Below are 24,063 nucleotides of genomic sequence, written 5' to 3'. Positions count from 1 at the left end.
GCTATGACTCGTCGCGGCGCCTTGTCTGGCAGCAACAGTCACTGGCCAAAAAAGGAACGTATTTGCAAAGCAAAGCACTAGCGACCGCGAACCGCTTGTTCCAGCTCGGCGAAGCTTGGACGGTGCGCCGGGTAGAGAACCTTGCGACCGAACTCGACCGCCAGCGATGGCGGCATACCCGAGGCCGAGGCCACCAGGGACGCCTTGATGGCTTCATAGACGTTGAGCTCTTCCTTGGCATCATGGGCCAGGGAATGGGCCAGCGGGCCGAAGAAACCGTACGCGGCCAAAATACCGAAGAAGGTACCCACCAGGGCCGCCCCCACGTGCAGGCCGATGGACTTCTGGTCGCCATCGCCCAGGGAAGCCATGGTCACCACGATACCCAACACCGCGGCGACGATACCGAAGCCGGGCATACCGTCGGCGATACCGTTGACGGCGTGGGACGGGTGCTCCAGGTCTTCCTTGAGGCTGTACAGTTCCATGTCGAACAAGCCTTCCAGCTCATGGGGAGCCATGTTGCCGGACGACATGATGCGCAGGTAGTCACAGATGAACGCCGTCATCCGGGCGTCCTTGAGCACGGCGGGATACTTGGCGAAGATCGGGCTGGCGGCGGCGTCTTCGATGTCGCCTTCGATCGCCATCATGCCTTCACGCCGGCTCTTGTTGAGGATCTCGTAGATCAGCCCCAGCACTTCCAGGTAGAACGTGTGGCTGAAGCGCGAACCGAACATGCTCAGGGATTTCTTGAGCACGTGCATGGTCATGTAGCCAGGGTTGGCCTGCAGGAAAGCGCCAAGGGCCGCACCACCGATGATCAGCACCTCGAAGGGCTGGACCAGGGCGGCGATCTTGCCATGGGAGAGCACGTATCCGCCGAGCACGCTCGCGAACACGACTATGATGCCGATAATTTTAGCCATAGATAGAAAGTACTTATTTAAGTCGGGTTCAAGGTCATATTCGGAAGCTGGAAAATCTCTTCTTCTCCTTATCGGCAAAACTGCGCCAGACTATAGCCAGTTCTGGCGAAAAGCCAATTTGCCACGTTGCAGCATGCGATGATCACCCCCAGCCATGGCTAACGAAACGAAGGTTCCAACTCCACGACCGACCACCCTCGAAGGCTGGGTAAAGCTGCTCGAGGGCGTCCATCTGCCGGTGCCGCAGGCCAGTCACGACCTGGTCTGCAAGGCCATCGCCGACAGCAATCGCTCGTTGCGCGATATCGCCGAGCTGATGCAGGACAGCCCCGCCCTGGCCCTGAGCGTCATCCGGGAAGCCAATCATCACACCCGGGGCAACCTCGCCGAGCCCGCGGAAAATCTCGAAGTGGCCATCAACCGTCTCGGCCTCAAGCGCACCGAGGAACTGCTGGCACGCCTGCCCTCGCTGCCGGAGCAACAGATACCCGTTGCCCTGCGCCAGCTGCAATTGATCAGCCAGCATGCCACGCAACAGGCCAATGGTTTTTTCGCCAGCCGCCTGGCGCGGCTGTGGCAGGACATTCACTGGGGCAGCCTGCTGTTTCTCTCGCCGCTCTGGCCCATGGCGCTGACGCATCCGCGCCTGCTGGGGGAATGGGAGCTGCGGGTCCTCCATCAAGGCCAGCAGGCCAGCAAGGTGGAGCACGAATTGTTCGGCGTCGGCCTGCTGAGCATCTGCCTGGCCCTGGTGGAGACCTGGCGCCTGCCGGTCTGGGTGGCGCAGGGTTACCGACTGTTGCTCAATGAACGTCGCGAACTGGCGAAAGTCCTGCGCATCGCCCGAGACAGCGAACATCCGCTGCGCCAACAGAACCGCCTGGACGATGACCCGACCCTGCGGCGCTGGCTGAACCAACCGGCCAACACCGTGCTGCTGGCCAACGGCCTGGCGGTTTCAGCGCACCATGCCTGGGACGCTCCCCACAGCGCACGCTGGCAGTACCTCACGAGCCTGTACCTGCAGATGCCCGTGGAAGAGATCCAGCAGCAACTTCACCAACAAGCCGCCAACAGCGCTCGCCAGAACAGCATGCCGGACCTCTGGCACCCGGCCGTGGCCCTGGTCTGGCCCCCGGGCAGTCGCCGCATCCCCTCCGGGCGAGCATCCGCAACGCCACCCAGCACCGTCGACCTGACCCAGTGGCGCAAGCAGTGCGCCGCCTTGCTGGTGGAGCCAAGCCCCTTCAGCAACGCCATGCACCTGACCACCGCCGCCCGGGACGCCCTGGCGGCGTGCGGCATGCGCCGGGTGATGATCCTGATGGCCGACCGCAGCCAGGCCAACGTGCGCGTGCACCAGACCGCCGGCCTGCCCAGCGAGGCGGCGGCCATGAGCTTCCCGATCAACCAGAGCAAGGTCTTGCAACGGTTGCTGGCACAACAGGCCCAGGTTCGCCTGAACCCCGACAACAACGCTCAGTTTTCGGCACTGCTGCCGCCGGTCCTGCGCAGCCTGTTCAAGGGCGAGCACCTGCTGCTGCGTTCACTGACCTGCAATGGCAAGGTGATCATGCTGGTGGTCGTGGACCAGGGCGGAGGCCCGTTCTCGGACGTGACGGTCCAGGCTTTCGGCAAGACCGCGCAATGTATCGAGCGGGCCCTGCACACCTTTACCAACCGCGGCCGTTGAACTTGATACAATCCTTTCCCTTTGCGCCCCTGGAGACCTCACATGCCTGACTTCTCTGGCTTGCCGCTGGTGATCGAGCCAAGCGACCTGCTTGCGCGCCTCGACGCACGCGAACTGATTCTGGTGGACCTGACCAGCGCCGCCCGCTACAGCACCGGGCACGTTCCCGGCGCGCGCTTCGTCGACCCCAAGCGTACGCAACTGGGCCAGCCGCCAGCGCCAGGCCTGTTGCCGGCCAAGGCTGACCTCGAGGCATTGTTCGGCGAGCTCGGGCACAACCCGGACGCGGTCTACGTGGTCTACGACGACGAAGGCGGCGGCTGGGCCGGGCGCTTCATCTGGTTGCTGGATGTGATCGGCCACCCGAACTACCACTACCTCGACGGCGGCCTGCTGTCATGGCTGGACGAAGGCCTACCCGTGTCCACCGAAGTACCGCCCAGCGCCGGTGGCCCGGTGCCGCTGACGCTGCGCGACGAGCCCACCGCCACTCGCGAATACCTGCAAAGCCGCCTCGGTGCCGCCGACCTGGCGATCTGGGACGCGCGCGGCCCGCTGGAATACTCCGGGGAAAAAGTCGTTGCAGCCAGGGGCGGACACATCCCCGGCGCGGTCAATTTCGAATGGACCGCCGGCATGGACCCAGCCCGCAACCTGCGTATCCGCCGGGACATGCCGCAGATTCTCGAACAGCTGGGCATCACCCCCGACAAAGAAATCATCACCCACTGCCAGACTCACCACCGCTCCGGCTTCACCTACCTGGTGGCCAAGGCGCTCGGTTACCCACGGGTCAAAGGCTATGCCGGTTCCTGGGGCGAATGGGGCAACCACCCCGATACCCCTATCGAGCTTTGAAGGTTCCAAAAAGGACAGTTAATGAAAAACCGCTTGTTCATCCTCACCCAGTACCTGTTGCCCCACCACCTGCTGTCACGGCTGGCCGGCTGCATTGCCGAATGCCGCGTACGCTGGTTCAAGAATGCATTCACCGCGTGGTTCGCCAAGCGCTACCAGGTGGACATGTCCCAGGCCCTGGTGGAAGACCTGACCGCCTATGAGCACTTCAACGCCTTCTTCACCCGCGCCTTGAAGGAAGGCGCGCGCCCACTGGACGAAACCCCAGGCGCGATCCTCAGCCCCGCCGACGGCGCCGTCAGCCAGCTCGGCCCGATCGAGCACGGCCGGGTGTTCCAGGCCAAGGGTCACAGTTTCAGTGTGCTGGAACTGCTTGGCGGCGACTCGGCCAACGCAGCGCCGTTCATGGGCGGCGATTTCGCCACCATCTACCTGTCGCCCAAGGATTACCACCGCGTGCATATGCCGCTGGCCGGTACGCTGCGGGAGATGGTCTACATTCCGGGACGGATCTTCTCGGTCAACCAGACCACCGCCGAAAACGTTCCCGAGCTGTTCGCCCGCAACGAACGCGTGGCGTGCATCTTCGACACCGAACGCGGCCCCATGGCCGTGGTACTGGTGGGCGCGATGATCGTGGCGTCCATCGAAACCGTCTGGGCCGGGCTGGTCACGCCACCCAAGCGCGAGCTCAAGACCTTCCGCTACGACGAAGCCGCCCGTGCGCCGATCCATCTGGAAAAAGGTGCCGAACTGGGCCGCTTCAAGCTGGGTTCCACCGCCATCGTCCTGTTCGGCCCGGGCCAGGTGAAGTGGGCCGAGGAACTGGTCGCCGGCTCGCCGGTACGGATGGGCCAGGGGCTGGCCTTGCCGAGGACCTGAACCATCGGTCGCCCCGTGGGAGCCGATACACTCGCTCCCACGGGCGACCTAGAATTCGATCGGAACTTCTTTCGACCACAGCTGCTATTGTTGGAGACATCCTTTTCGTTTTCAGCCGGAGTCGTCCACGGCATGAATGAGACCAGCCCTCTCCAGTTACTGCGCGTCTCGACCCCGACGCAGCCACGCCTGTCGTTCTGCGATGCCACGCCACGCGACCTCAAGCGCTGGATCGCCAACCTGCCCAAGGCCAACATCGGCGAAACCGCTCGACTGCTGTACCAGGCCATCGGCGAACTCAACCTGCTGCTCACCACCAGCGACAATCGCCTGCAGCTGCTCGAATTGCTGCGGCCCGAGGTGTACTACGTCTGCAAGCATCTGGAGCGGCATTTCCTGCACCAGGCCATTGTGCTGGACGACCGCTCACGCAAGATCGTCAACCTGTGCCAGGCCCTGCAAAGCCAGCTGGCGATGGGCTACAAACAGATCGTGGCGCGCATTTCACCGAAATTCACCAAGGACCGCGCCCGCCTGCTGAGCACCGCGCTGCAACGGGCGATGCATGCCCTCGACGGCCCGCTGATGCGCGCCACCGAGCTGTACAGCCCAGTGCCTGAAGGGTTATGGCTCGATTTGCACCAGCTGTACCGCATCGCCTGCCAGCATCGGTTGCAACATCAGAGCATCAATGACGAGCTGGCCAGCCAGGTCCAGCAACTGAGTCCGGAGCAAAGCTATGTGGTCGCCCTGCTGCTGGGCGCCTCGCGCAGCAACCAGCTGCGCCAGGGCCAGATAGCCCGGCTGGCCGAAGCGCTGGAAATCTGGAGCCAATGGATCAAGCTGGACCCGGCCACTTCCGCCACGAGCCTGTTCGCCGTCGCCCCGGGCCTGGATGTGGGGCCGCGCTATCGCTCCAAGTTCAGAGCCGAGCAACAGCCCAGCCTGCTGGGTTTCGATCCTCAGCCGCTGGTGCGCGCCATCGCCGTGCATCTGCAGCAGCCGACCGACCACACCCTGCCGGTGCCCGGTGGCATGAGCACCGACACCCTGCAGCACCTGCAGGCGGCCTGGGGCGAGGCCGTCGAACGCAGCTTCCAGCGCACCGAGGGCAACGGCACGCTGACCTTGTGCGTGGGCATGAGCGCGCTGCATTACTACCTTGGCGGCAAACGCTCCTTCAGCGAAATCCTGAAGACGCCGAATGCCCGCAAGGCGCGCTTCGAAGTTTCACAGAGCAAGCCCCACGACACCTGGAACCAGGCCTTCGACGCAGCGCCCACTGGCGACAGTGACCTGCTGCCCTACGAGGAAATCGAATACCCGGCCAACCCGACCGACGATGAAGGCAGCGGATCGGACCACCAGCAGCATTTTCCAACCTACGACCTGCCGATCATCAATCACAGCCCTGGCGGTTATTGCCTGGGCTGGCCTAAGGAAGTACCGGAACAACTCCAGGCCGGGGAAGTGGTCGGCATCCGCGACACCACCGATCAGGTCTGGAGCATTGCCGTGGTGCGCTGGATTCGCCAGGTGCGCAACGGCGCCATGCAAATGGGCATCGAACTGGTCGCCCCTTATGCTCAGCCTTGCGGCCTGCAACTGGTGCGTGAACAGGACCAGCAAGGTCACTACCTGCGTGGCCTGCTACTGCCGGAGATCAGCGCCATCGACTTGCCGCCCACCATGATCGCCCCGCGCCTGCCCTTCCAGGAAGGCCAGCGCGTATTGATCAACACCAACGGTCAGGAACGCCGTGCCGGCCTGGACCGTCGGGTCACCAGCACCCACAGTTTCAACCAGTTCGCCTATCACCAGGAGGACGCAGGCCCCACCGAGAAGGGCGACGCCCCCGAAGCAGACTTCGATTCATTGTGGAAGTCGCTTTGAACAGCCCACACACAACCCTTTGTGGCAAGGGAATCTATCCCCTCGCCACAGGTGAACGCTTCCAAAGAATGCACCAGACTCGAATCAGAGCTGCCCGTCGCGATCCCTGAAGCCCAGCAGGTACAAGACGCCGTCCAGCCCCAGGGTCGAGATCGCCTGCCTGGCCGACTGCTTGACCAGCGGCTTGGCCCGGAACGCCACGCCCAGCCCGGCGATGGCCAGCATCGGCAGGTCGTTGGCGCCGTCGCCCACGGCGATGGTCTGCTCCAGGCGCAGGCCTTCCTTCTCAGCCAGCTCACGCAGCAGGTCGGCCTTGCGCTGGGCGTCGACGATCGGCTCGACGGCCACCCCGGTCACCTTGCCGTCCACCACGGCCAGTTCGTTGGCAAACACATAGTCGATGCCGAGCTTGGCCTGCAACTGCCTGGCGAAGTAGGTAAAGCCGCCAGACAGGATCGCAGTCTTGTAGCCCAGGCGCTTGAGTTCGGCGAACAGGGTCTCGGCGCCCTCGGTCAGGCGCAGGGAAGCGCCTATGGAATCCAGTACGCTGACATCCAGGCCTTGCAGCAACGCCAGGCGCTCCTTGAAGCTGGCGCGAAAATCCAGTTCACCGGCCATGGCCCGCTCGGTGATGGCCGATACCTTGTCGCCCACGCCAGCGGCCTTGGCCAGTTCGTCGATGACTTCGGCTTCGATCAGCGTCGAATCCATGTCGAACACGGCCAGGCGCCGGTTACGACGGAACAGCGAGTCCTCCTGGAACGCGATGTCGACGTTCAGCTCCTGGGCCACGCTGAGGAACTCGGCGCGCAGTGCCTGGGGATCGGCCGGTTCGCCCCGTACGGAAAACTCGATGCACCCCTTGCCCTTGTCGGCCGGGGTATCGAGCGGCATGCGCCCGGACAGCCGGTCGATATGGTCGATATTCAACCCGTATTTTGCGGTAATCGAGCTGACGCGCTGCAATTGCTCGGCGGTGACCTTGCGGGTCAGCAGGGTAACGATGTGACGCTTCTTGCCCTGGCCTGCCACCCAATGCTGGTAATCGGCTTCCGATACCGGCGTGAAACGTACCTGCTGGTCAAGTTCATAGGCGGTGAAGAGGATATCCTTGAGTACCGACTTGCCTTGTTCGCTATCCGGGATTTCAACCAGGATGCCAAAGGACAGCGTGTCGTGAATCACCGCCTGACCGATGTCGAGAATGTTCACACCACCCTGGGCCAGGACGCCGGTAATGGCCGCAGTCAGACCCGGACGGTCGCTGCCAGTGATGTTTATCAGGACGATTTCGCGCAAGGCGCACCCCCGCAGGTGGAAAAAAACCGCATTCTACCCACTTTCGGTGACCATCGGGCACCGCCAGTGCTTTGCCGGTCATGGGGCTGTCGCTATACTGCGCGTCAATTTCACGGACAAAGAGCCGAGCTCAGTGAACCGGCCCACGCCAGTCAAAACCGACAATTTCTTTCTGCTGATCTTCCGTGCACTGCGCCATCGTCGCGTGCCGATTGCATTGCGCATTGCCAGCCATAACGTGATCCTGGTCGCCCTGGCGCTGGTCATCTATGCCTGTGTGATGGGCTTGCAGTTCAAGCAGGCGATGCACGAACAGGCCGACGCCCTGGGCGAGAGCCTGACCACCCAGACCGCCACGTCCGCCACCGAGCTGCTGGTGTCCAACGACATCCTCAGCCTCAATGTGCTGCTCAACAACCTGACCAAGAACAAGCTGGTGGCCCACGCCGCCATCTACAGCGTGGACAACCGCATCCTCGCCGAGGCCGGACAGCGGCCCAAGCCTGGCCTGCTGGGCGAATCCGGGGGCATGTACCAGAGCAAGATCACCTTCCAGGACGTGACCGCCGGGCAACTGCGCATCAGCCTGGACATGGACCAGTTCCAGCAGCCGATGACCATCAGCCTGCAAAGCATGGGTATCCTGAGCGCGATATTGCTGGCCCTGGCCTTGGCCTTGAGCCTGCGCCTGGGGCGGCACCTCTCCACGCCGCTGCTGCAATTGCGCGTCTGGTTGCGGGATATCGACGAACATACCCCGGCCATCCAGCGCCAGGACGAGATCGGCGACCTGGCCCGGCAGCTGCACGCCAGCTTCGCGCCGGAGCCTGAACCTGAGCCAGAACCCGAGGAAATCGACTACGCGGATGATGATGCCGAGCCCGGTTTCGAAGTCCGCAACCTGCGTGATCCCGGTTTCGACGAAACCCCGCCCATGCCTGCCGCCCGGCCCGCGCCCCGTCACGTAGTGCGCACGGTTGAAGACGACGAGGACGACGATGCCTTCGCCGACCTGCGGGACGAAACGGTGACCGGGCAAACGCAGCCGGTCGCCAGGGCTGCCGTCTCGAACCAGCCGCAGCACAGTGCCGTGCTTGCCGTGCAGCTCGGCGCCCAGGATCAATTGCGACGCCTGCCCCAGGCCCGCCTGAAGGAACTGCTGGAACGCTATCGCGATTGCCTCGACCAGGCCGCCTCGCTGTACCAGGGTGAATTGCATACCCTGAACGATGGCAGCACGCTGATGCTGTTCCACACCGAAGACAGCGGTGACGATTACCTGACCAATGCCATCTGCTGCGGCGAACTGCTGCGGGCCCTGGGCCATCAGTTGCAGATCGAAGTGGCCGACAGCGGCATTACCCTGCAATTACAACTGGGCCTGACCCTGGGCGACGGACTGTTCGGCCTGAGTCAGATTGACCTGCTGCTGACCGAAACTGCCCAGGACGCCCTGGCCTTGTCCCAACACAGCCGCAACCTGTTGCTGGTGGAGCGCAAGATCAACGACGACGCCCTGATTCGCCAGCGTGCCCGCATCCGCCCTATCGCCAGCCCTGAAGGTGCCTGCTGCGTGGAGCGACTGATGGAGCCCTATCCGTCCTTGCTGGAGCGGCAACTGGCGCGAATGCACGAGCGCCAGGCCTGATATCCAGTCGTTGAAGCGAACGCAAGCCTGCAGATGAGTGATTATCTGCAGGCTTTTTTGTTGCCATCGCCGATCGGTTGCGAGCAGGCTCGCTCCCCCACAAGATCTTCATGGGCGGCCGAATCCGTGTTTACTCAAGGTTGAATGTGGCTTGCTCGCGAAGGAGCCAGGACAGGCGCCGACAATCCAATCGACAGAAACGACAAAGCCCGCATCAGTGCGGGCTTTGTCTTGTTTGCAGTCCAGCTATCAGAACCGGAACACTTCCATATCCGTCCGAATCGGCAAGGCCATCGGGATCTTTGGCGACTTCTCCGGTTCAGCAGGCTTGGCCTGGGCCGGAGCGGACTTGCGCACCGGCGCTTCGACGATGGAAGGTTGGTTGGCCAACGGCTTGAGCGCCGTCGATAGCTGCTCGGCCAGGCGCTGCACCAGGATACCTTGGGCCTGGACCTGGGCCGCAGTGCTGCCCGCATGTTGCTCCTGCAGATGAACGATACGGTTTTCGCGGACCTTGCCGCGACGGTCGATCAGCCGCCATTGGGCGTCGAGCACCGCCGGCTGCGATTCGCCAGAGTCCAGGCGGGTAATGGAAAGCAGCACCTGGACATCGGGGGTGAAACCCTGGGTCGCTGGCGCAAGGACCACGCGCTGGCTGTCCAGGTGACCGGCCACCTGGCGCAGCAGCAACTGGTCGATGTCCGAAGAAAGGCTACCGGCCCAACGACCGTCGGTGGCGGCCTGCAAGCTACCGTCGGGTTGGCGTTGCAGCAGGGTTTCGCGTTGCAGGTAGTCAGCGATCAATACAGGGCCGAGCAACACAGCCATGCCCGTGCTTTGTGCAGGCTGGGCCGGGTTTCCACTGTCGAGTTGATACAGCGACACCGGCTGGTGAATGCTGCAGCCCGCCAGGCCAAGCAGGCCGGCGAGCCACAGAATAGGAAGGCGCAGAGCAGTCATCGTTCCGTCCAGGTGGCGGCCACAAGGCTTACCACAGTGAAAAAATACTCGGTCATTATGAAGAACGCTCGGCCACGCCGGCGCTTGAAAGGGCCTATCATCCGTGAATATCCGTTCCGACTCCAGCGCGAAAGCATCGATCTGCGGCTTTTAATCGCAGACCGAGGCCTCTGGCACGCTTAATTCAGGTTTTCGACGAGCAGTGCATCCACTCGCTGGAAACCCCTCGGAAGCTTGTTGCCCCGGCGACCGCGTTCACCCTTGTAATGCTCAAGATCGTCCGCTTTCAACGAAAGCGTACGCTTTCCAGCCTGCAGCACAAGCGTGGCACCCTCCGGTAATACTGCAATATCCGTGACAAATTCCTCACGGCTTGCAACCCGTTCGCCGGAAATGCCGATTATTTTGTTGCCTTTGCCTTTGCCCAGCTGTGGCAGATCGCTGATCTTGAAGACCAGCAAACGGCCCTCGGTCGTCACCGAGGCCAGCCAGTTGTTATCGCGATCGAAGACCGGACGCGGCGCAATGACCTTGGCGTTGTTCGGCAGGCTCAACAGCGCCTTGCCCGCCTTGTTCTTGGCTTGCAGGTCCTCACCCTTGACGACGAACCCGTAGCCGGCATCCGACGCGATAACGTACAGCCCGTTATCATCAGGCATCAGCACGCATTCAAAAGTTGCACCCGGTGGCGGCGTCAGACGACCGGTCAGCGGTTCGCCCTGGCCGCGAGCCGATGGCAGGGTATGGGCCAGCACCGAATAGCTGCGTCCCGTGGAGTCGATGAACACCGCATACTGGTTGGAACGCCCGGGCGCCAGGGCCTTGAAACCGTCGCCGGCCTTGTAGGAAAGCCCGGCGGCGTCAATATCATGACCCTTGGCGGAGCGTACCCAGCCCTTTTCCGACAGTACGACGGTCACTTTCTCATTGGGCAACAGGTCGTGTTCGCTCAACGCTTTGGCTTCGGCCCGCTCCACGATCGGGGAGCGTCGGTCGTCGCCGTAGGTTTCGGCGTCCTTGAGCAACTCGGTGCGCACCAGCTTCTTGAGCTTGGCTTCGCTGCCCAGCAAGGCGAGCAGCTTGGCCTGCTCCTTGAGCAACTCGTCCTGCTCGGCCCGCAGCTTCATCTCTTCCAGCCGCGCCAATTGCCGCAGGCGGGTATCGAGGATGTAGTCGGCCTGGATTTCGCTCAGGGCGAAGCGTTCGATCAGCTTGGCCTTGGGATGCTCCTCGGTGCGGATGATGTGGATCACCTCATCCAGGTTGAGGTAGGCGATCAGCAAGCCATCCAACAGGTGGAGGCGACGCTCGACCTTGTCCAGGCGGAACTGCAGGCGCCGGCGTACCGTCTTGACGCGGAATTCGAGCCACTCCACCAGTAGCGCCCGCAGGTTCTTCAACTGCGGCTTGCCATCCAGGCCGATGATATTGATGTTGACCCGATAACTGGATTCCAGATCGGTGCTGGCGAACAGGTGCTGCATCAGCGCCTCATGATCGACCCGGCTGTTGACCGGAATGATCACGATGCGGCAAGGGTTCTCGTGGTCCGACTCGTCGCGCAGGTCCGCCACTTGCGGCGCTTTCGAAGGTTTTGCCTGCATCATGGCCGCAATCTGCTCCAGGACCTTGGCCCCGGACACCTGGTGCGGCAGTGCGGTGATGATGATGTCGCCATCTTCCACGTGGTACACGGCGCGCATACGCACCGAACCACGACCGGTCTCGTAGATTTTCAGCAGGTCGGCCCGCGGCGTGATGATTTCCGCCTCGGTCGGGTAATCCGGCCCCTGGATGTGTTCGCACAGCTGCTCCACCGTGGCTTTCGGCTCGTCCAGCAGGCGCACGCACGCCGTGGCTACTTCCCGCAGGTTGTGAGGCGGTACGTCGGTGGCCATGCCCACGGCGATGCCAGTGGTGCCATTGAGCAGGATATTCGGCAAACGTGCCGGCAGCACCAACGGCTCCTCCAGGGTTCCGTCGAAGTTCGGCCCCCAGTCCGCGGTGCCCTGGCCCAGTTCGCTAAGCAGCACTTCAGAGTAACGCGACAGCCGCGCCTCGGTGTAACGCATGGCGGCGAAGGACTTGGGATCGTCCGGCGCACCCCAGTTGCCCTGGCCGTCCACCAGGGTGTAGCGATAGCTGAACGGCTGGGCCATCAACACCATGGCCTCGTAGCATGCCGAGTCGCCATGCGGGTGGAACTTGCCGAGCACGTCACCGACGGTACGCGCCGATTTCTTGTGCTTGGAATCGGCATCCAGCCCCAGTTCACTCATGGCATAGACGATGCGCCGCTGAACCGGCTTGAGGCCGTCGCCAATATGCGGCAAGGCGCGGTCCATGATCACGTACATGGAGTAATTGAGGTAGGCACTTTCGGTGAAGTCAGCCAGCGATCGGCGCTCCACGCCGTCCAAGCTGTCTGCAAGAATGTCGCTCATGCGGGCCTCATCAGTTCGTTGTCTGGCACGACGACAGGCGTGTCGCCGCGCTGGGTAGATTCAATCGGGTCCAGGGCGCATCGGCCCCGTGGTTGCCCATTCATGGCGAAGCGCTCCAACCGCCATCGGGCGCAGCGAAACGCCAGATGACCGGCCGTCTTTCGCCATCGGCGCGTGGCCCATCGTTGTTGTCCAGGCCGATCCAGGCGCCTGCGGCATCCACCACCATTGCTTCGGCCAGCCCATAGGGTTGGGCGTAGCGGCGTTTATCCAGAAGTCCCTCGGCCGCGAATGACCAGCAGCGCTCCACCTTGGCGGTCTGCGGATCGCGCCGGCAGATCTGATAGGCGTTGCGTTCCAGGGTAAACAGTTTGCCGTCGAACAGTGACAGATCGGCGAAGTCCCGCGAGACCGCCTTGGCATCGGCAAACTGGGCCGGTTGCATTTCCTGCCCCGCTTCGCTCAGCAGCGCGCACTGGCCGTCGCAATCCCATACCGTCTGCTGGCGCTTGATCAGCAACAGGCCGCGGCGCTCGCGCTCGGCCGCCAGCCACAGTTGGTCACCGGCCGGGTTGACCGCAATGCCTTCGAACAGCGCATTGAAATGCAACAACATGCCGCTGGCCCGGGCCTGGCGGATCATGGTCGGGGCGATCTTCAACCAGGATGCATCGCCCGACGGCGACACCTGCAACACGGCGGCATGGGACTCGCTGACCACATAGCGGTTGCCTGCGCTGTCGCAGGTAATGCCTTCGAAATCCAGCTCGCCACCACGCAGGAACGAAGCGGCCCAGGTCCGCGAACGCAAACCCCAGGGCAAGTCGCTTTCAGGCACCGGCGGTACCTCGATGGTCGAGACAAGGGCTTGCCAGACCGCCGCATCGGAGGTGTCCAGGCGATAGAGGCGATCATCATCGCGATCGGACACCGCCCACATTTCGCGGCCACACAGGGCCAGCCCGGACAGATTGCCGCCCCGCATGCCATCGACGACGTGCTCCGACAGCATTTTCAGTTCCGTTGCCGGCCCGGCGACGACGCTTCCCACCCATAGCAACAGCGCCAGGGCGAACCCGTTGCGCATCAGGCCAGCACCTCGGCCAGGTCGCCCTTGGACTCCAGCCAGGTCTTGCGGTCGCCGGCACGTTTTTTCGCCAGCAGCATGTCCATGATCTCCGTCGTCGCCTCGAAGTCATCCAGGGTCAACTGCACCAGGCGGCGCGTATTCGGGTCCATGGTGGTTTCGCGCAGTTGCGGCGGGTTCATCTCACCCAGCCCCTTGAATCGCGTGACCTGCGGCTTGCCGCGCTTCTTCTCGGCCACCAGGCGATCGAGAATGCCATCGCGTTCGGCTTCGTCCAGGGCGTAGTAGATATCCTTGCCCAGGTCGATACGGTACAGCGGCGGCATCGCCACATAGACGTGACCGGCATCCACCAGCGGGCGGAAATGCTGGACAAACAGCGCGCACAGCAGCGTGGCGATGTGCAGCCCGTCGGAGTCGGCGTCGGCGAGGATGCAGATCTTGCCGTAGCGCAGTTGGCTCATGTCCTCGGCGCCCGGATCGACGCCAATGGCCACCGCGATATTGTGCACTTCCTGGCTGGCCAGCACTTCGCTGCCGTCCACTTCCCAGGTGTTGAGGATCTTGCCCCGCAACGGCAGGATGGCCTGGAATTCCTTGTCCCGGGCCTGCTTGGCCGAGCCGCCGGCGGAATCACCTTCCACCAGGAACAGCTCGGAACGCATGGGATCCTGTCCGGCGCAATCGGCCAGCTTGCCCGGCAATGCCGGCCCCTGGGTGATGCGCTTGCGTTCGACCTTCTTGCTGGCCTTGAGACGACGACCGGCGTTGTTGATCGCCAGCTCGGCCAGCAACAGGCCGGTTTCCGGGTTGGCATTGAGCCACAGGCTGAAGGCGTCCTTCACCACACCGGACACGAACGCGGCCGCCTCGCGGGAGGACAGGCGTTCCTTGGTCTGGCCGGAGAACTGCGGCTCCTGCATCTTCATCGACAGGACGAAGGCAATGCGCTCCCAGACGTCTTCCGGCGCCAGCTTCACGCCACGGGGCAGCAGGTTGCGGAACTCGCAGAACTCGCGCATGGCATCCAGCAGGCCCTGGCGCAAGCCATTGACGTGGGTACCGCCCTGGGCGGTGGGGATCAGGTTGACGTAGCTTTCCTGGACGCTTTCGCCGCCCTCGGGCAACCACAGCAATGCCCAGTCCACGGCTTCCTTGTTGCCGGCCAGGCTGCCGCAGAACGGCTCATCGGGCAGGCGCTCGAAACCACTGACCGCGTCCACCAGATAGGAACGCAGGCCATCCTCGTAATGCCACTCGACCTTTTCACCCGTGGCCTTGTCCTCGAAGCTGACCAGCAGCCCCGGACACAACACGGCCTTGGCCTTGAGCACATGCTTGAGGCGGGTGACGGAGAACTTGGGCGAATCGAAATACTTGGGATCCGGCGCGAAATACACGCTGGTCCCGGTGTTGCGCTTGCCGACGGTGCCGACCACTTCCAGCTCGGTGGCCTTGTAGCCATCGGCAAAGGTCATCTGGTATTCGTTGCCGTCACGCTTGACCCGTACCCGGACCTGGGTCGACAAGGCGTTGACCACGGAAATACCCACCCCGTGCAAACCGCCGGAGAACTGGTAGTTCTTGTTGGAGAACTTGCCGCCTGCGTGGAGCTTGGTGAGGATCAGCTCGACGCCCGACACGCCTTCTTCCGGGTGGATATCCACCGGCATGCCACGACCGTCGTCGCTGACTTCCAGCGAATGGTCGGCATGCAGGATGACCTGCACCGACTTCGCATGCCCCGCCAGGGCTTCGTCGACACTGTTGTCGATGACTTCCTGGGCGAGGTGGTTCGGCCGACTGGTGTCGGTGTACATGCCGGGGCGCTTGCGCACCGGGTCGAGGCCCGAGAGGACTTCGATGGCGTCTGCGTTATAGGAGCTAGCGCTGGGAGTGGCCATGGGGTCTCGTCGTCAGTGTTCAAATAAAAAGGGGCGATGGCTCACAGCGACGTGAAGTCGATCGCCTGGTACAGATCGGCGCCAATTCCGGCAAAACTCAACAACGCCGGCAATCGTTGGGCAAATCCCTGGAAACTGTGATCGCCACCGGCCTGGATGCGCAGGGCACAGGCGCGGTAGTACTGCTGGGCGTGGCGATAATCCAGCGTTTCGTCACCGGTTTGCAACCATATCTGAAACCGCTGCGGATCCCGGGGCGCCGGCACTTCCAGCTCGGCCAGGGCCGTGACGTGGTCGTGGGTCAACTCCCAGGTTTCGTCGGTGTACAGATTCCTCTGCGTGCCCAGGTAGCCATCGAACATCCGATGGGGGCTGACGGCAGGGTTGATCAACAGCGCCTTGAGGCCGTGGCGTTCGGCCAAGTGAGTCGCATAGTAGCCGCCGAGCGAGCTGCCGACCAGCAGCGGACGGCCCAGTTGTGCGATCGCCTGTTCCAGCTGGGCCATGGCTTCGCGGGGGTGGTGATGCAGTGCCGGCACTTGCAGTCGGTCGGCCAGGCCCAGGCGGGTCATCACATCGATGAGCTGGCGGGCCTTGGTCGAGGCTGGCGCGCTGTTGAAGCCGTGGATGTAGAGGATCGAGGCCGACATGCCAATTTCCTGTGTGTGGGGGCAAAGGCCGGAGTTTACAGGGAGATTGGAGTGGTTTGGGGGGATTTGGCCTTATCGCCGGCCCATCTCTGCTGGCTGTGCTGCGATTCTGTTGTGGGGGCTAGCTTGCTCGCGATGGCTTTGTGTCGGTCTGTGTGGATTTTTTGACCGGGTACATATCCATTGCTGCGGTAACGGCCGCTTAGGGTTCCGCCCTTACGGCGGGTCACTTTTGAAAAGGCGCCAAAAGTAACCAAAAGCGCCTCGCCCCACCACTGGGCACCTCGCCAAGGCGAGGTGTTCCCGAATGCAGGCATTGCTCCGTGGGCCCGCCGCGAAGGGCCATCCATGGCCCAGCGCGGCTATCCCGGCATCCATGCCGGGATACCCACTACGCAACGCCTGCGTTCGGCCCTTGTGGTTTAACGGGGCGCTCAAGATCAAAAGCCAAAGCAAGAGCAAGAGGTTGCCTGGCCTATCGGGGATCAACGACGTCCAGCGCTCGGTTTGCCAGCAGCTCAGAGAGTTCGACCATCTGCTGGACGCCGAAGGCTATATGCCGGTTGGAGCCTTCCAGGTTGAAGGCCAGGTCGCTGAGCATCGCATTGGCCGAGGCCAGGGTTTCGCTGAGGTTGGCCAGGAGGGTTTCGCTGTCCAGGTTTTCGACGACGGCGAATAGCTGACCGGGTAATGGTTTCTTTTTAGCCTGGGGTTCTGGGGCGAGGTAGAAGTTGAGGGCGCGTTCGGCGGCTTCGTCGAGTTTTTTGGCATCGAGGCCGGCGTGAGCCGAGGTGGGATCGGTTTCGGGGGGATTGGGGGTTACTTTGAACATGATGAGGCTCCCTTATGTAGTGGAGCCGCCATTTCCCGTTTCCAGGCGAGAGGGTGGCAGCTATGCGCGGGCTGGAAAACCGGAGTGCGGAGCAAACCCGGCAGACTCGAAAGTCTCCCGCGCACAGCCGCCATGAAGCAGAACTGCACACGCAAAAAAGCGATGCAGTATCTCATGTGGCGCGCCGTTGCATCCTCACTTATCGGGTTTCCAGGCCCGGTCGCTGAATTGCAGCGACCGAAAAAGGTTAGCGAGTCCCCTTCCCACCCGGCAACCGCCAGAGATCGTCGGAAAAATCTGCCTGAATGTCCGACCTTTCCCACAGATTTAGATCGACTGTAAAGCCGCCATCGCGAGCAAGCTCGCTCCCACAGTTGGAATGGGTATGGCCAGAGAAACTGGTCGGCCGTCAGGCCGACTCGCTTTGGCTTTGGCTTTGGCTTTTGATCTTAGACGCCCCATTAACCACAAGGGCCGAGCGCAGGCGTTGCGTAGTGGGCATCCCGGCATGGATGCCGGGATAGCCGCGCTGGGCCATGGATGGCCCTTCGCGGCGGGCCCACGGAGCAATGCCTGCGTTCGGGAACACCTCGCCTTGGCGAGGTGCCCAGTGGTGGGGCACAGACCTTTTGGTTACTTTTGGGGCGTTTGCCAAAAGTAACCCGCCGTAAGGGCGGAACCGTAAGTGGCCGTTACCGCAACAATGGATATGTACCCAGTCAACAGTTCAATACCCCTGAGCCCCATAATCAACCACAAACTCAAACCCAACCACCCGCTCAACCCCCGTCTCCAACCGCCCATCCGGCCAAAGCCGCAACCACCGATACCCGGGCGCCTGCTCACCGACGGCAAAATCCTCACTCCCCGGCTCGAACTGAATGCAAGTCGAAGGCGAAGCCAACAACCGCACCCCATTGCGCTCCCGGTCGATCTCCTGGTGCACATGCCCCCAAAGCACTGCCCGCACCTGAGGAAACCGATCCAGCACCGCAAACAGCGCCTCGGGATTGCGCAACCCGATAGGCTCCATCCACGGGCAGCCAATCGACACCGGATGATGATGCAGGCACACCAGGTGATGGCGCTCCGGCGCTTCGCTCAAGGCATTGGCCAGCAGGATCAATTGTTCTTCTGCCAGGAAGCCAGGCACCGAGCCCGGCACCGCGGAGTCCAGCATCGTGATTCGCCAGTTGCCGATATCCACCACCGGATCGAGCAAAGTGCTCTGCACCGCCGCCTGGAGCATGACCTGCGGTTCGTCATGGTTACCCGGGATCCAGCGCGCCGGGGCATCGATTCGCCCGCTCAGGCGCCGGAATGCCTCGTAGGATTGCAGTGTCCCGTCCTGGGACAGGTCGCCCGTGGCAAGCATCAGGTCGACGTCCGGCTGCTGCCTGAGTACCAGGTCAATCACCGCTTGCAGGCTGTCACGGGTGTTCATGCCCAACAGCAGGCCGTCAGACTCGGCGAACAGGTGACTGTCGGACAGCTGGACCAGCAACGCCGCATCGGCGGTGGTCAAGGTGGATACGCTCGGCAAATCGCTCGCTCCCAGGCGCGATGACGCCATTGGCTGAAGTCGCAATTATGCTGGGGATGATCGAAAGGGGAAACCCGCGAACCGGAACCGGTTCACACTAGCGAACGACTTCGAACTCGTGCCCCAGCGCCAGGCAATGACTCAGCCACTCTCCCAGGAACAGGTTCAACTGGGCTTTCTCGTCCGGCTGGTGCATCGAGGCATTGGGATAAGGATAGATGCCACGGAAGCGTCTTGCATGTTCGGCGCTGACGACTTCGGCCATGCGGGCATCGTGGTAGACCTGGACTTCCAGCTGCGGCACCGGCAGCCAGGGCAGGCTGTGCTCCTGGCGCACTTGCAGCGTGGTGGTATAGGGGCAGGTCTGCAGCACTTCGAGGGCCAGCACGCCGAGCATCTGGTCGCCATGGGTCACGGCGATGCGGCGCGGCGCCGGATCGTTGCGCATGTCCGGCAACAAGCGCATCAGGCGGGCATAGTTGGCCTCACAGGCCGCCTGCAAGCCCACCAGATCGACGCGATAGCGATCGCGTAGCTTGTTCAGGACCATAGCCCCCTCACTTCATCGCGGTTCAAGGCCAGCCACTGCAAGGCAATGATGCTGGCCGCGTTGCAGATACGTCCGTCGCGCACCGCCTGCAAGGCATCTTCGTAAGCCCAGACCTTCACACGAATGTCTTCGGCCTCTTCCACAAGCCCGTGCAGGCCGCCTGCCCCCGTGCTGTCGCAACGCCCCAGGTAGAGATGCACGAATTCATTGCTGCCGCCCGGCGATGGGAAATACTTGGTCATCGGCCACAGCGCGGCGAATACGAGCCCAGCTTCCTCCTGCGCTTCGCGATGAGCAACTTCTTCCGGTTGTTCGTCCTTGTCGATTAGGCCGGCCACCAGTTCCACCAGCCACGGGTTGACCGTCTTGCCCATGGCGCCCACGCGAAACTGCTCGATGAGCACCACTTCGTCGCGCTGCGGGTCATAGGGCAACACGCACACCGCGTCATGGCGCACGAACAGCTCACGACTGATTTCACGGCTCATGCCCCCAGCGAACAGCTCATGGCGCAGGTGAACGCGATCGAGCTTGTAGAAACCCTGGAAGCAGCTTTCGCGCTTGACGATGTCCACGGCGGTCGGTGTGGCGTTGGCGAAATCAGTCATGACAGTCCTCGTATGGAGCAGATCGATGCGAGGTTCCAACCTCGACTTCGCGCCATCCTAACGCGCCCGTACCGTTTGATGCAGCCCCTTTCCACTGATCGGGATAGACGGCAGGGGATGAAAGAATTCTAATGAGTTTAGTGGCGAACTGATTGCCCCGCAGACAGTCGAAGCGGGGAGCTTTTCGCCTTTCCCTGTTTCATGAAGGACACCCATGTCGCTTTTCAAAACCGTTTCAGTGGCCCTCGTCGCCCTGACCTTGGGCGCTTGCCAAAGCCTGTTCCAGCCCAATTACCGCGCACCGCTGGAAACCACCCGCGATGCCTCGGAACAGTTGCAACCCGGTTGTGCCAGTGCCGACTGCCCCTTGGTGAACATCGACACCCTGCATTTTCCCGCCGAGCCGGCACTGGACGGCATCGTCGAAAAACGCTTGCTGCAAATGACCCGCACCGCACCCGACGCCCCGGTGGCGCCGACATTGGCCGCCTACCGCGACCAGTTCCTGCGCAACGCCGCCCCTGGCAGCAGCAGTTATCTGCAGGCCAAGGTACGGGAGCAACATGACGGCCTGGTGATCATCGAACTGTCCAGCTACCTGGATACCGGCGGTGAACACGGGACACCCGGACGCGGCTTCATCAACTATTCGCGCCAGCAGAACAAGGTGCTGACCCTGTCCGACATGCTGCTGCCGGGCCAGGAGGACGCCTTCTGGAAAGCTGTCCAGGTCGCCCATAACAGTTGGTTGATCAGCACCAAGCTGGATCAGGAGCCGGAATTCATCAAGCAGTGGCCCTTCAAGAAAACCCCGAACGTGGCGCTGACCTACGGCGGGGTGATCCTCAAGTACGAAACGAGCACCATCGCGCCCTACGCCCTGGGCCACATCGAACTGAAGATCCCCTACCCGCGCCTCAACGGCATTCTCAAGCCCGAGCTGTTTCCCGGCCGTAGCTGAACGCCCGGCCCAGCATCAGTTGCAGCGCCCCTGCCACGATCAGCGATGGCAGGGTCGCGCCGACATCCGGGTAGAAGTGGGCGAGCACATGATAGGTGCTCACCCCGCCCAGCCACGCCAACAACGCCGGCCAGCGCAATGCGGCCGACACCACCTGGCTGCTGCGCCTGCGCAGGATGAAATGATCCACCAGCACCACGCCGAACAGCGGCGCGAACACCGAGCCGATCAGCAGCAGGAAGTTCTGGTACTGCGCCAAGGGCGCGAAGCAGGCGATCAATGTGCAGATGACACCGATGGCCAAGGCCAGGTGCTCGACCTTCAACCCCGACAACATGCCACTGGAAACCGCGGCCGAGTGAATATCGGCGAAAGCGTTTTCCGACTCGTCCAGCAGGATCAACAGCAGCGGGATGCCCAATCCGGCGCCTGCCAGGGCCAATAGCAATGCATTGACTTCGCCGCTCGGCGCAAAGGCCAGGGTGTAGGCCACGCCCAGGCTCATCAGCCAGCAGTTACCCATGAAAAACCCCAGGGCGGTGCCGCCGAAGACGTTCCTGGCGCGTTTGCCGAAACGTGAGTAGTCGGCGATCAGCGGCAGCCACGACAACGGCATGGCGATCGCGATGTCGAATCCCACCGCCAGCGGCATCGAGCCGTCGCCCGCCTGGGCCCACAGCGCCGCCAGGTCGGCCTTGGCGAACAGGTTCCAGGTCAGCCACAGGCAAGCCCCCAGCAGCAGCCAGATGCCCCATTTGCGCAGCACCTTGCGCACGAATGTCAGCGGTCCGCTCACCGCAAGCAAGGTCGCCAGGGCGCCGAAGAACAATGTCCACAGCAATGGGCTCGCACCCAGGCTGCCCTCGCTGAAGGCCCGTGCGCCAAGCAGGCTGGCCGCATCGCGCATGACGATGATTTCGAACGAGCCCCAGCCAATCAGTTGCAACAGGTTCAACACCGCCGGCACGCTCGCGCCCCTGCCACCCAGGCTGAGCCTGAGCGCCGCCATGGCCGACAGACCGGTGTCGCTGCCGATCACGCCAACGGCCGCCAATAGCAGGACACCCACCAATGTGCCGAGGAAAATCGCCAGCAACGAACCGCTCAGCCCAAGGCCCGGCGCGAGCAAGGCACCGACCTGCAAGACCATCAGGCCGATGCCGAGGGAGAACCACAGGGAAAACAGGTCGCGGGCGCCGAAGACACGTTTGTCCAGGGGGACTGCGGTATCCGGGGAGTAGGTGCTGGGTTGGATGTTCACGAGTGTTATCTCAGAGGTGTATTTGTTGTTTTGGGGCCGCTATCGCGAGCAAGCTCGCTCCCACAAGGGATCACAGGCGCACACAGACTTTGTGTTCACAGCAGATCCCCTGTGGGAGCGAGCTTGCTCGCGATGAGGGCAGTGAAAACACCGCCCCCTCGGCTCACATCACACTTTCTTGTAAAGCTGACTGCCTTCCTGCTTGAACCGCTCGGCCTGCTCCGCCATTCCCTGGGCGACGTCGACGTCCACCGCTTCGATGCGCTGGTTGGCGGCGTATTCGCGTACTTCCTGGGTGATTTTCATCGAGCAGAATTTCGGCCCGCACATCGAGCAGAAATGCGCCACCTTGGCCGAGTCCTTCGGCAGGGTTTCATCGTGGTACGAACGGGCGGTGTCCGGGTCCAGGCCGAGGTTGAACTGGTCTTCCCAGCGGAACTCGAAACGGGCCTTGCTCAGGGCATTGTCGCGGATCTGCGCACCAGGATGCCCCTTGGCCAGGTCGGCCGCATGGGCGGCGATCTTGTAGGTGATGATCCCGGTCTTCACGTCATCCTTGTTCGGCAGCCCCAGGTGCTCCTTGGGGGTCACATAGCAGAGCATGGCACAGCCGAACCAGCCGATCATCGCCGCACCGATACCGGAGGTGATGTGGTCGTAGCCCGGCGCGATGTCGGTGGTCAGCGGGCCGAGGGTATAGAACGGCGCCTCGTCGCAGCACTCCAGCTGCTTGTCCATGTTCTCCTTGATCAACTGCATCGGCACGTGGCCAGGGCCTTCGATCATGCATTGCACGTCGTGCTTCCAGGCGATCTTGGTCAGCTCGCCCAGGGTTTCCAGCTCACCGAACTGCGCTTCGTCGTTGGCGTCGGCAATCGAGCCCGGACGCAGGCCATCGCCCAGCGAGAAGCTGACGTCGTAGGCCTTCATGATTTCGCAGATGTCTTCGAAGTGGGTGTAGAGGAAGTTTTCCTTGTGGTGCGCCAGGCACCACTTGGCCATGATCGAACCGCCACGGCTGACGATCCCGGTGACGCGCTTGGCAGTCATCGGCACATAGCGCAGCAGCACGCCGGCATGGATGGTGAAATAGTCGACACCCTGTTCGGCCTGTTCGATCAGCGTGTCGCGAAACAGCTCCCAGGTCAGGTCTTCGGCCACTCCACCGACTTTTTCCAGGGCCTGGTAGATCGGTACGGTACCGATCGGGACCGGCGAGTTGCGAATGATCCACTCACGGGTTTCATGGATGTGCTTGCCGGTGGACAGGTCCATGACCGTGTCCGAACCCCAGCGGATGCCCCAGGTCAGCTTGGCCACTTCTTCTTCGATGGACGACCCCAGCGCGCTGTTGCCGATGTTGCCGTTGATCTTCACCAGGAAGTTGCGGCCGATGATCATCGGCTCCAGTTCGGTGTGGTTGATGTTGGCCGGAATGATCGCGCGACCACGGGCGATTTCATCGCGGACGAATTCGGGGGTGATGACCTTGGGGATGCTGGCGCCGAAGCTGTGGCCGGCGTGCTGTTGATCCAGCAGGCCAGCGGCACGAGCCACTTCCAGCTTCATGTTCTCGCGGATGGCGACGTATTCCATCTCGGCGGTGATGATGCCTTTGCGCGCGTAGTGCATCTGGCTGACGTTGGCCCCCGGCTTGGCGCGACGCGGATTGTTCACGTGGGCGAAGCGCAGCTTGGTCAGCTCGGGGTCGGCCAGGCGTTCCTTGCCGAAGCTGGAACTCAGGCCTGCCAGGCGTTCGGTGTCGCCCCGCGCCTCGATCCAGGGCGAACGTACATCGGCCAGGCCTTTGCGTACGTCGATGATCACGTTCGGGTCGGTGTAGGGGCCCGAGGTGTCATAGACCGTCACCGGCGCGTTGATCTCGCCACCGAAGTCGGTGGGGGTCACGTCGAGGCTGATCTCGCGCATGGGCACGCGGATGTCCGGGCGGCTGCCCTGGACATAGATTTTTTGCGAGCGGGTAAAGGGCTGAACCGATTGCTGATCGACCTGGGCCGAATCACTGAGGTTGGTCGCGTTTTTTGATTTTGTCGTCATCAC

General features: G+C 62.6%; 19 protein-coding genes. 6 read left to right on the top strand and 13 right to left on the bottom strand.

Annotation, left to right across the window (positions count from 1 at the left end; translation table 11 throughout):
* Positions 1 to 77: 77 nt before the first annotated feature.
* Complete coding sequence (motA, locus tag AC1M7R_RS13905; RefSeq protein ID WP_072398513.1) at positions 78 to 929, bottom strand: flagellar motor stator protein MotA; 852 nt, start codon at positions 927 to 929, stop codon at positions 78 to 80.
* Positions 930 to 1,083: 154 nt separating this feature from the next.
* Here motA and AC1M7R_RS13900 point away from each other — a divergent pair, with 154 nt between their 5' ends.
* From AC1M7R_RS13900 to AC1M7R_RS13885, 4 genes are all read left to right on the top strand, one after another.
* The gene (locus tag AC1M7R_RS13900) at positions 1,084 to 2,622 is read left to right on the top strand and encodes an HDOD domain-containing protein (protein ID WP_072398514.1); all 1,539 of its coding nucleotides are present in this window, start codon (positions 1,084 to 1,086) and stop codon (positions 2,620 to 2,622) included.
* A 42-nt stretch (positions 2,623 to 2,664) separates the two neighbouring features.
* The gene (locus AC1M7R_RS13895) at positions 2,665 to 3,480 is read left to right on the top strand and encodes a rhodanese-like domain-containing protein (protein ID WP_072398515.1); all 816 of its coding nucleotides are present in this window, start codon (positions 2,665 to 2,667) and stop codon (positions 3,478 to 3,480) included.
* A gap of 21 nt (positions 3,481 to 3,501) precedes the next feature.
* Complete coding sequence (asd, locus tag AC1M7R_RS13890) at positions 3,502 to 4,362, top strand: archaetidylserine decarboxylase (protein WP_072398516.1); 861 nt, start codon at positions 3,502 to 3,504, stop codon at positions 4,360 to 4,362.
* Positions 4,363 to 4,494: 132 nt separating this feature from the next.
* Positions 4,495 to 6,255 carry a cyclic-di-GMP receptor FimW-related protein gene (locus tag AC1M7R_RS13885; RefSeq protein ID WP_490610472.1) on the top strand — a complete coding sequence of 587 codons (1,761 nt, stop codon included), beginning with the start codon at positions 4,495 to 4,497 and terminating at the stop codon, positions 6,253 to 6,255.
* Positions 6,256 to 6,339: 84 nt separating this feature from the next.
* Here the strand turns inward: AC1M7R_RS13885 and serB are convergent, their stop codons facing one another.
* Positions 6,340 to 7,554, bottom strand: coding sequence for a phosphoserine phosphatase SerB (gene serB, locus AC1M7R_RS13880; RefSeq protein ID WP_072398518.1), 1,215 nt, complete (start codon positions 7,552 to 7,554; stop codon positions 6,340 to 6,342).
* A gap of 133 nt (positions 7,555 to 7,687) precedes the next feature.
* On the opposite strand from serB, the gene AC1M7R_RS13875 reads away from it, so the two are divergent.
* Positions 7,688 to 9,202, top strand: a complete 1,515-nt coding sequence (locus tag AC1M7R_RS13875; RefSeq protein ID WP_076405676.1) for an AhpA/YtjB family protein — start codon at positions 7,688 to 7,690, stop codon at positions 9,200 to 9,202.
* A 249-nt stretch (positions 9,203 to 9,451) separates the two neighbouring features.
* Here the strand turns inward: AC1M7R_RS13875 and AC1M7R_RS13870 are convergent, their stop codons facing one another.
* The 9 genes from AC1M7R_RS13870 to AC1M7R_RS13830 all read right to left on the bottom strand — a co-directional run bounded on the left by AC1M7R_RS13870 (position 9,452) and on the right by AC1M7R_RS13830 (position 19,780).
* Positions 9,452 to 10,162, bottom strand: a complete 711-nt coding sequence (locus tag AC1M7R_RS13870; protein WP_490610471.1) for a PqiC family protein — start codon at positions 10,160 to 10,162, stop codon at positions 9,452 to 9,454.
* Positions 10,163 to 10,341: 179 nt separating this feature from the next.
* Positions 10,342 to 12,606 (bottom strand): DNA topoisomerase IV subunit A, encoded by a 2,265-nt coding sequence (parC, locus tag AC1M7R_RS13865; RefSeq protein WP_490610470.1) that lies wholly within the window; start codon positions 12,604 to 12,606, stop codon positions 10,342 to 10,344.
* Positions 12,607 to 12,706: 100 nt separating this feature from the next.
* The gene (locus tag AC1M7R_RS13860) at positions 12,707 to 13,693 is read right to left on the bottom strand and encodes an esterase-like activity of phytase family protein (protein WP_103894378.1); all 987 of its coding nucleotides are present in this window, start codon (positions 13,691 to 13,693) and stop codon (positions 12,707 to 12,709) included.
* Positions 13,693 to 15,597 (bottom strand): DNA topoisomerase IV subunit B, encoded by a 1,905-nt coding sequence (parE, locus tag AC1M7R_RS13855; protein ID WP_072398523.1) that lies wholly within the window; start codon positions 15,595 to 15,597, stop codon positions 13,693 to 13,695. Before parE ends, AC1M7R_RS13860 begins: the two co-directional genes overlap by 1 nt.
* 41 nt (positions 15,598 to 15,638) lie before the next feature.
* Positions 15,639 to 16,247: a YqiA/YcfP family alpha/beta fold hydrolase gene (locus AC1M7R_RS13850; protein WP_072398524.1), complete on the bottom strand. Its 609-nt coding sequence runs from the start codon at positions 16,245 to 16,247 to the stop codon at positions 15,639 to 15,641.
* Between the two features lie 475 nt (positions 16,248 to 16,722).
* A complete protein-coding gene (locus AC1M7R_RS13845; protein WP_490610469.1) occupies positions 16,723 to 17,079 on the bottom strand; it encodes a DUF6124 family protein in 357 nt (118 codons plus the stop codon).
* A 727-nt stretch (positions 17,080 to 17,806) separates the two neighbouring features.
* A complete protein-coding gene (gene cpdA / locus AC1M7R_RS13840) occupies positions 17,807 to 18,622 on the bottom strand; it encodes a 3',5'-cyclic-AMP phosphodiesterase (RefSeq protein WP_072398575.1) in 816 nt (271 codons plus the stop codon).
* A 97-nt stretch (positions 18,623 to 18,719) separates the two neighbouring features.
* Entirely contained in the window at positions 18,720 to 19,172 is a 453-nt protein-coding gene (locus tag AC1M7R_RS13835) for a DUF1249 domain-containing protein (RefSeq protein ID WP_003186471.1), read from the bottom strand.
* Entirely contained in the window at positions 19,163 to 19,780 is a 618-nt protein-coding gene (locus AC1M7R_RS13830; protein ID WP_072398526.1) for an NUDIX domain-containing protein, read from the bottom strand. The genes AC1M7R_RS13835 and AC1M7R_RS13830 overlap by 10 nt, the downstream gene beginning before the upstream one ends.
* 214 nt (positions 19,781 to 19,994) lie before the next feature.
* Between AC1M7R_RS13830 and AC1M7R_RS13825 the strand changes: the two genes are divergently transcribed.
* On the top strand, positions 19,995 to 20,741 hold the full coding sequence (locus AC1M7R_RS13825; protein ID WP_165887928.1) for an RsiV family protein: 747 nt from the start codon (positions 19,995 to 19,997) through the stop codon (positions 20,739 to 20,741).
* Here the strand turns inward: AC1M7R_RS13825 and cytX are convergent.
* Together cytX and thiC are read right to left on the bottom strand one after the other, a co-directional pair.
* Positions 20,710 to 22,002 carry a putative hydroxymethylpyrimidine transporter CytX gene (cytX, locus tag AC1M7R_RS13820; RefSeq protein ID WP_072398528.1) on the bottom strand — a complete coding sequence of 431 codons (1,293 nt, stop codon included), beginning with the start codon at positions 22,000 to 22,002 and terminating at the stop codon, positions 20,710 to 20,712. The two genes, AC1M7R_RS13825 and cytX, sit on opposite strands and share 32 nt — an antisense overlap.
* 168 nt (positions 22,003 to 22,170) lie before the next feature.
* Complete coding sequence (gene thiC, locus AC1M7R_RS13815; protein ID WP_072398529.1) at positions 22,171 to 24,060, bottom strand: phosphomethylpyrimidine synthase ThiC; 1,890 nt, start codon at positions 24,058 to 24,060, stop codon at positions 22,171 to 22,173.
* Positions 24,061 to 24,063 lie beyond the last annotated feature (3 nt).

It is taken from the genome of Pseudomonas sp. MS01C9, assembly GCF_058202755.1.
The sequence above is the reverse complement of the archived record's forward strand: the minus strand, read 5'-3'. Positions and strand labels throughout refer to the sequence as shown.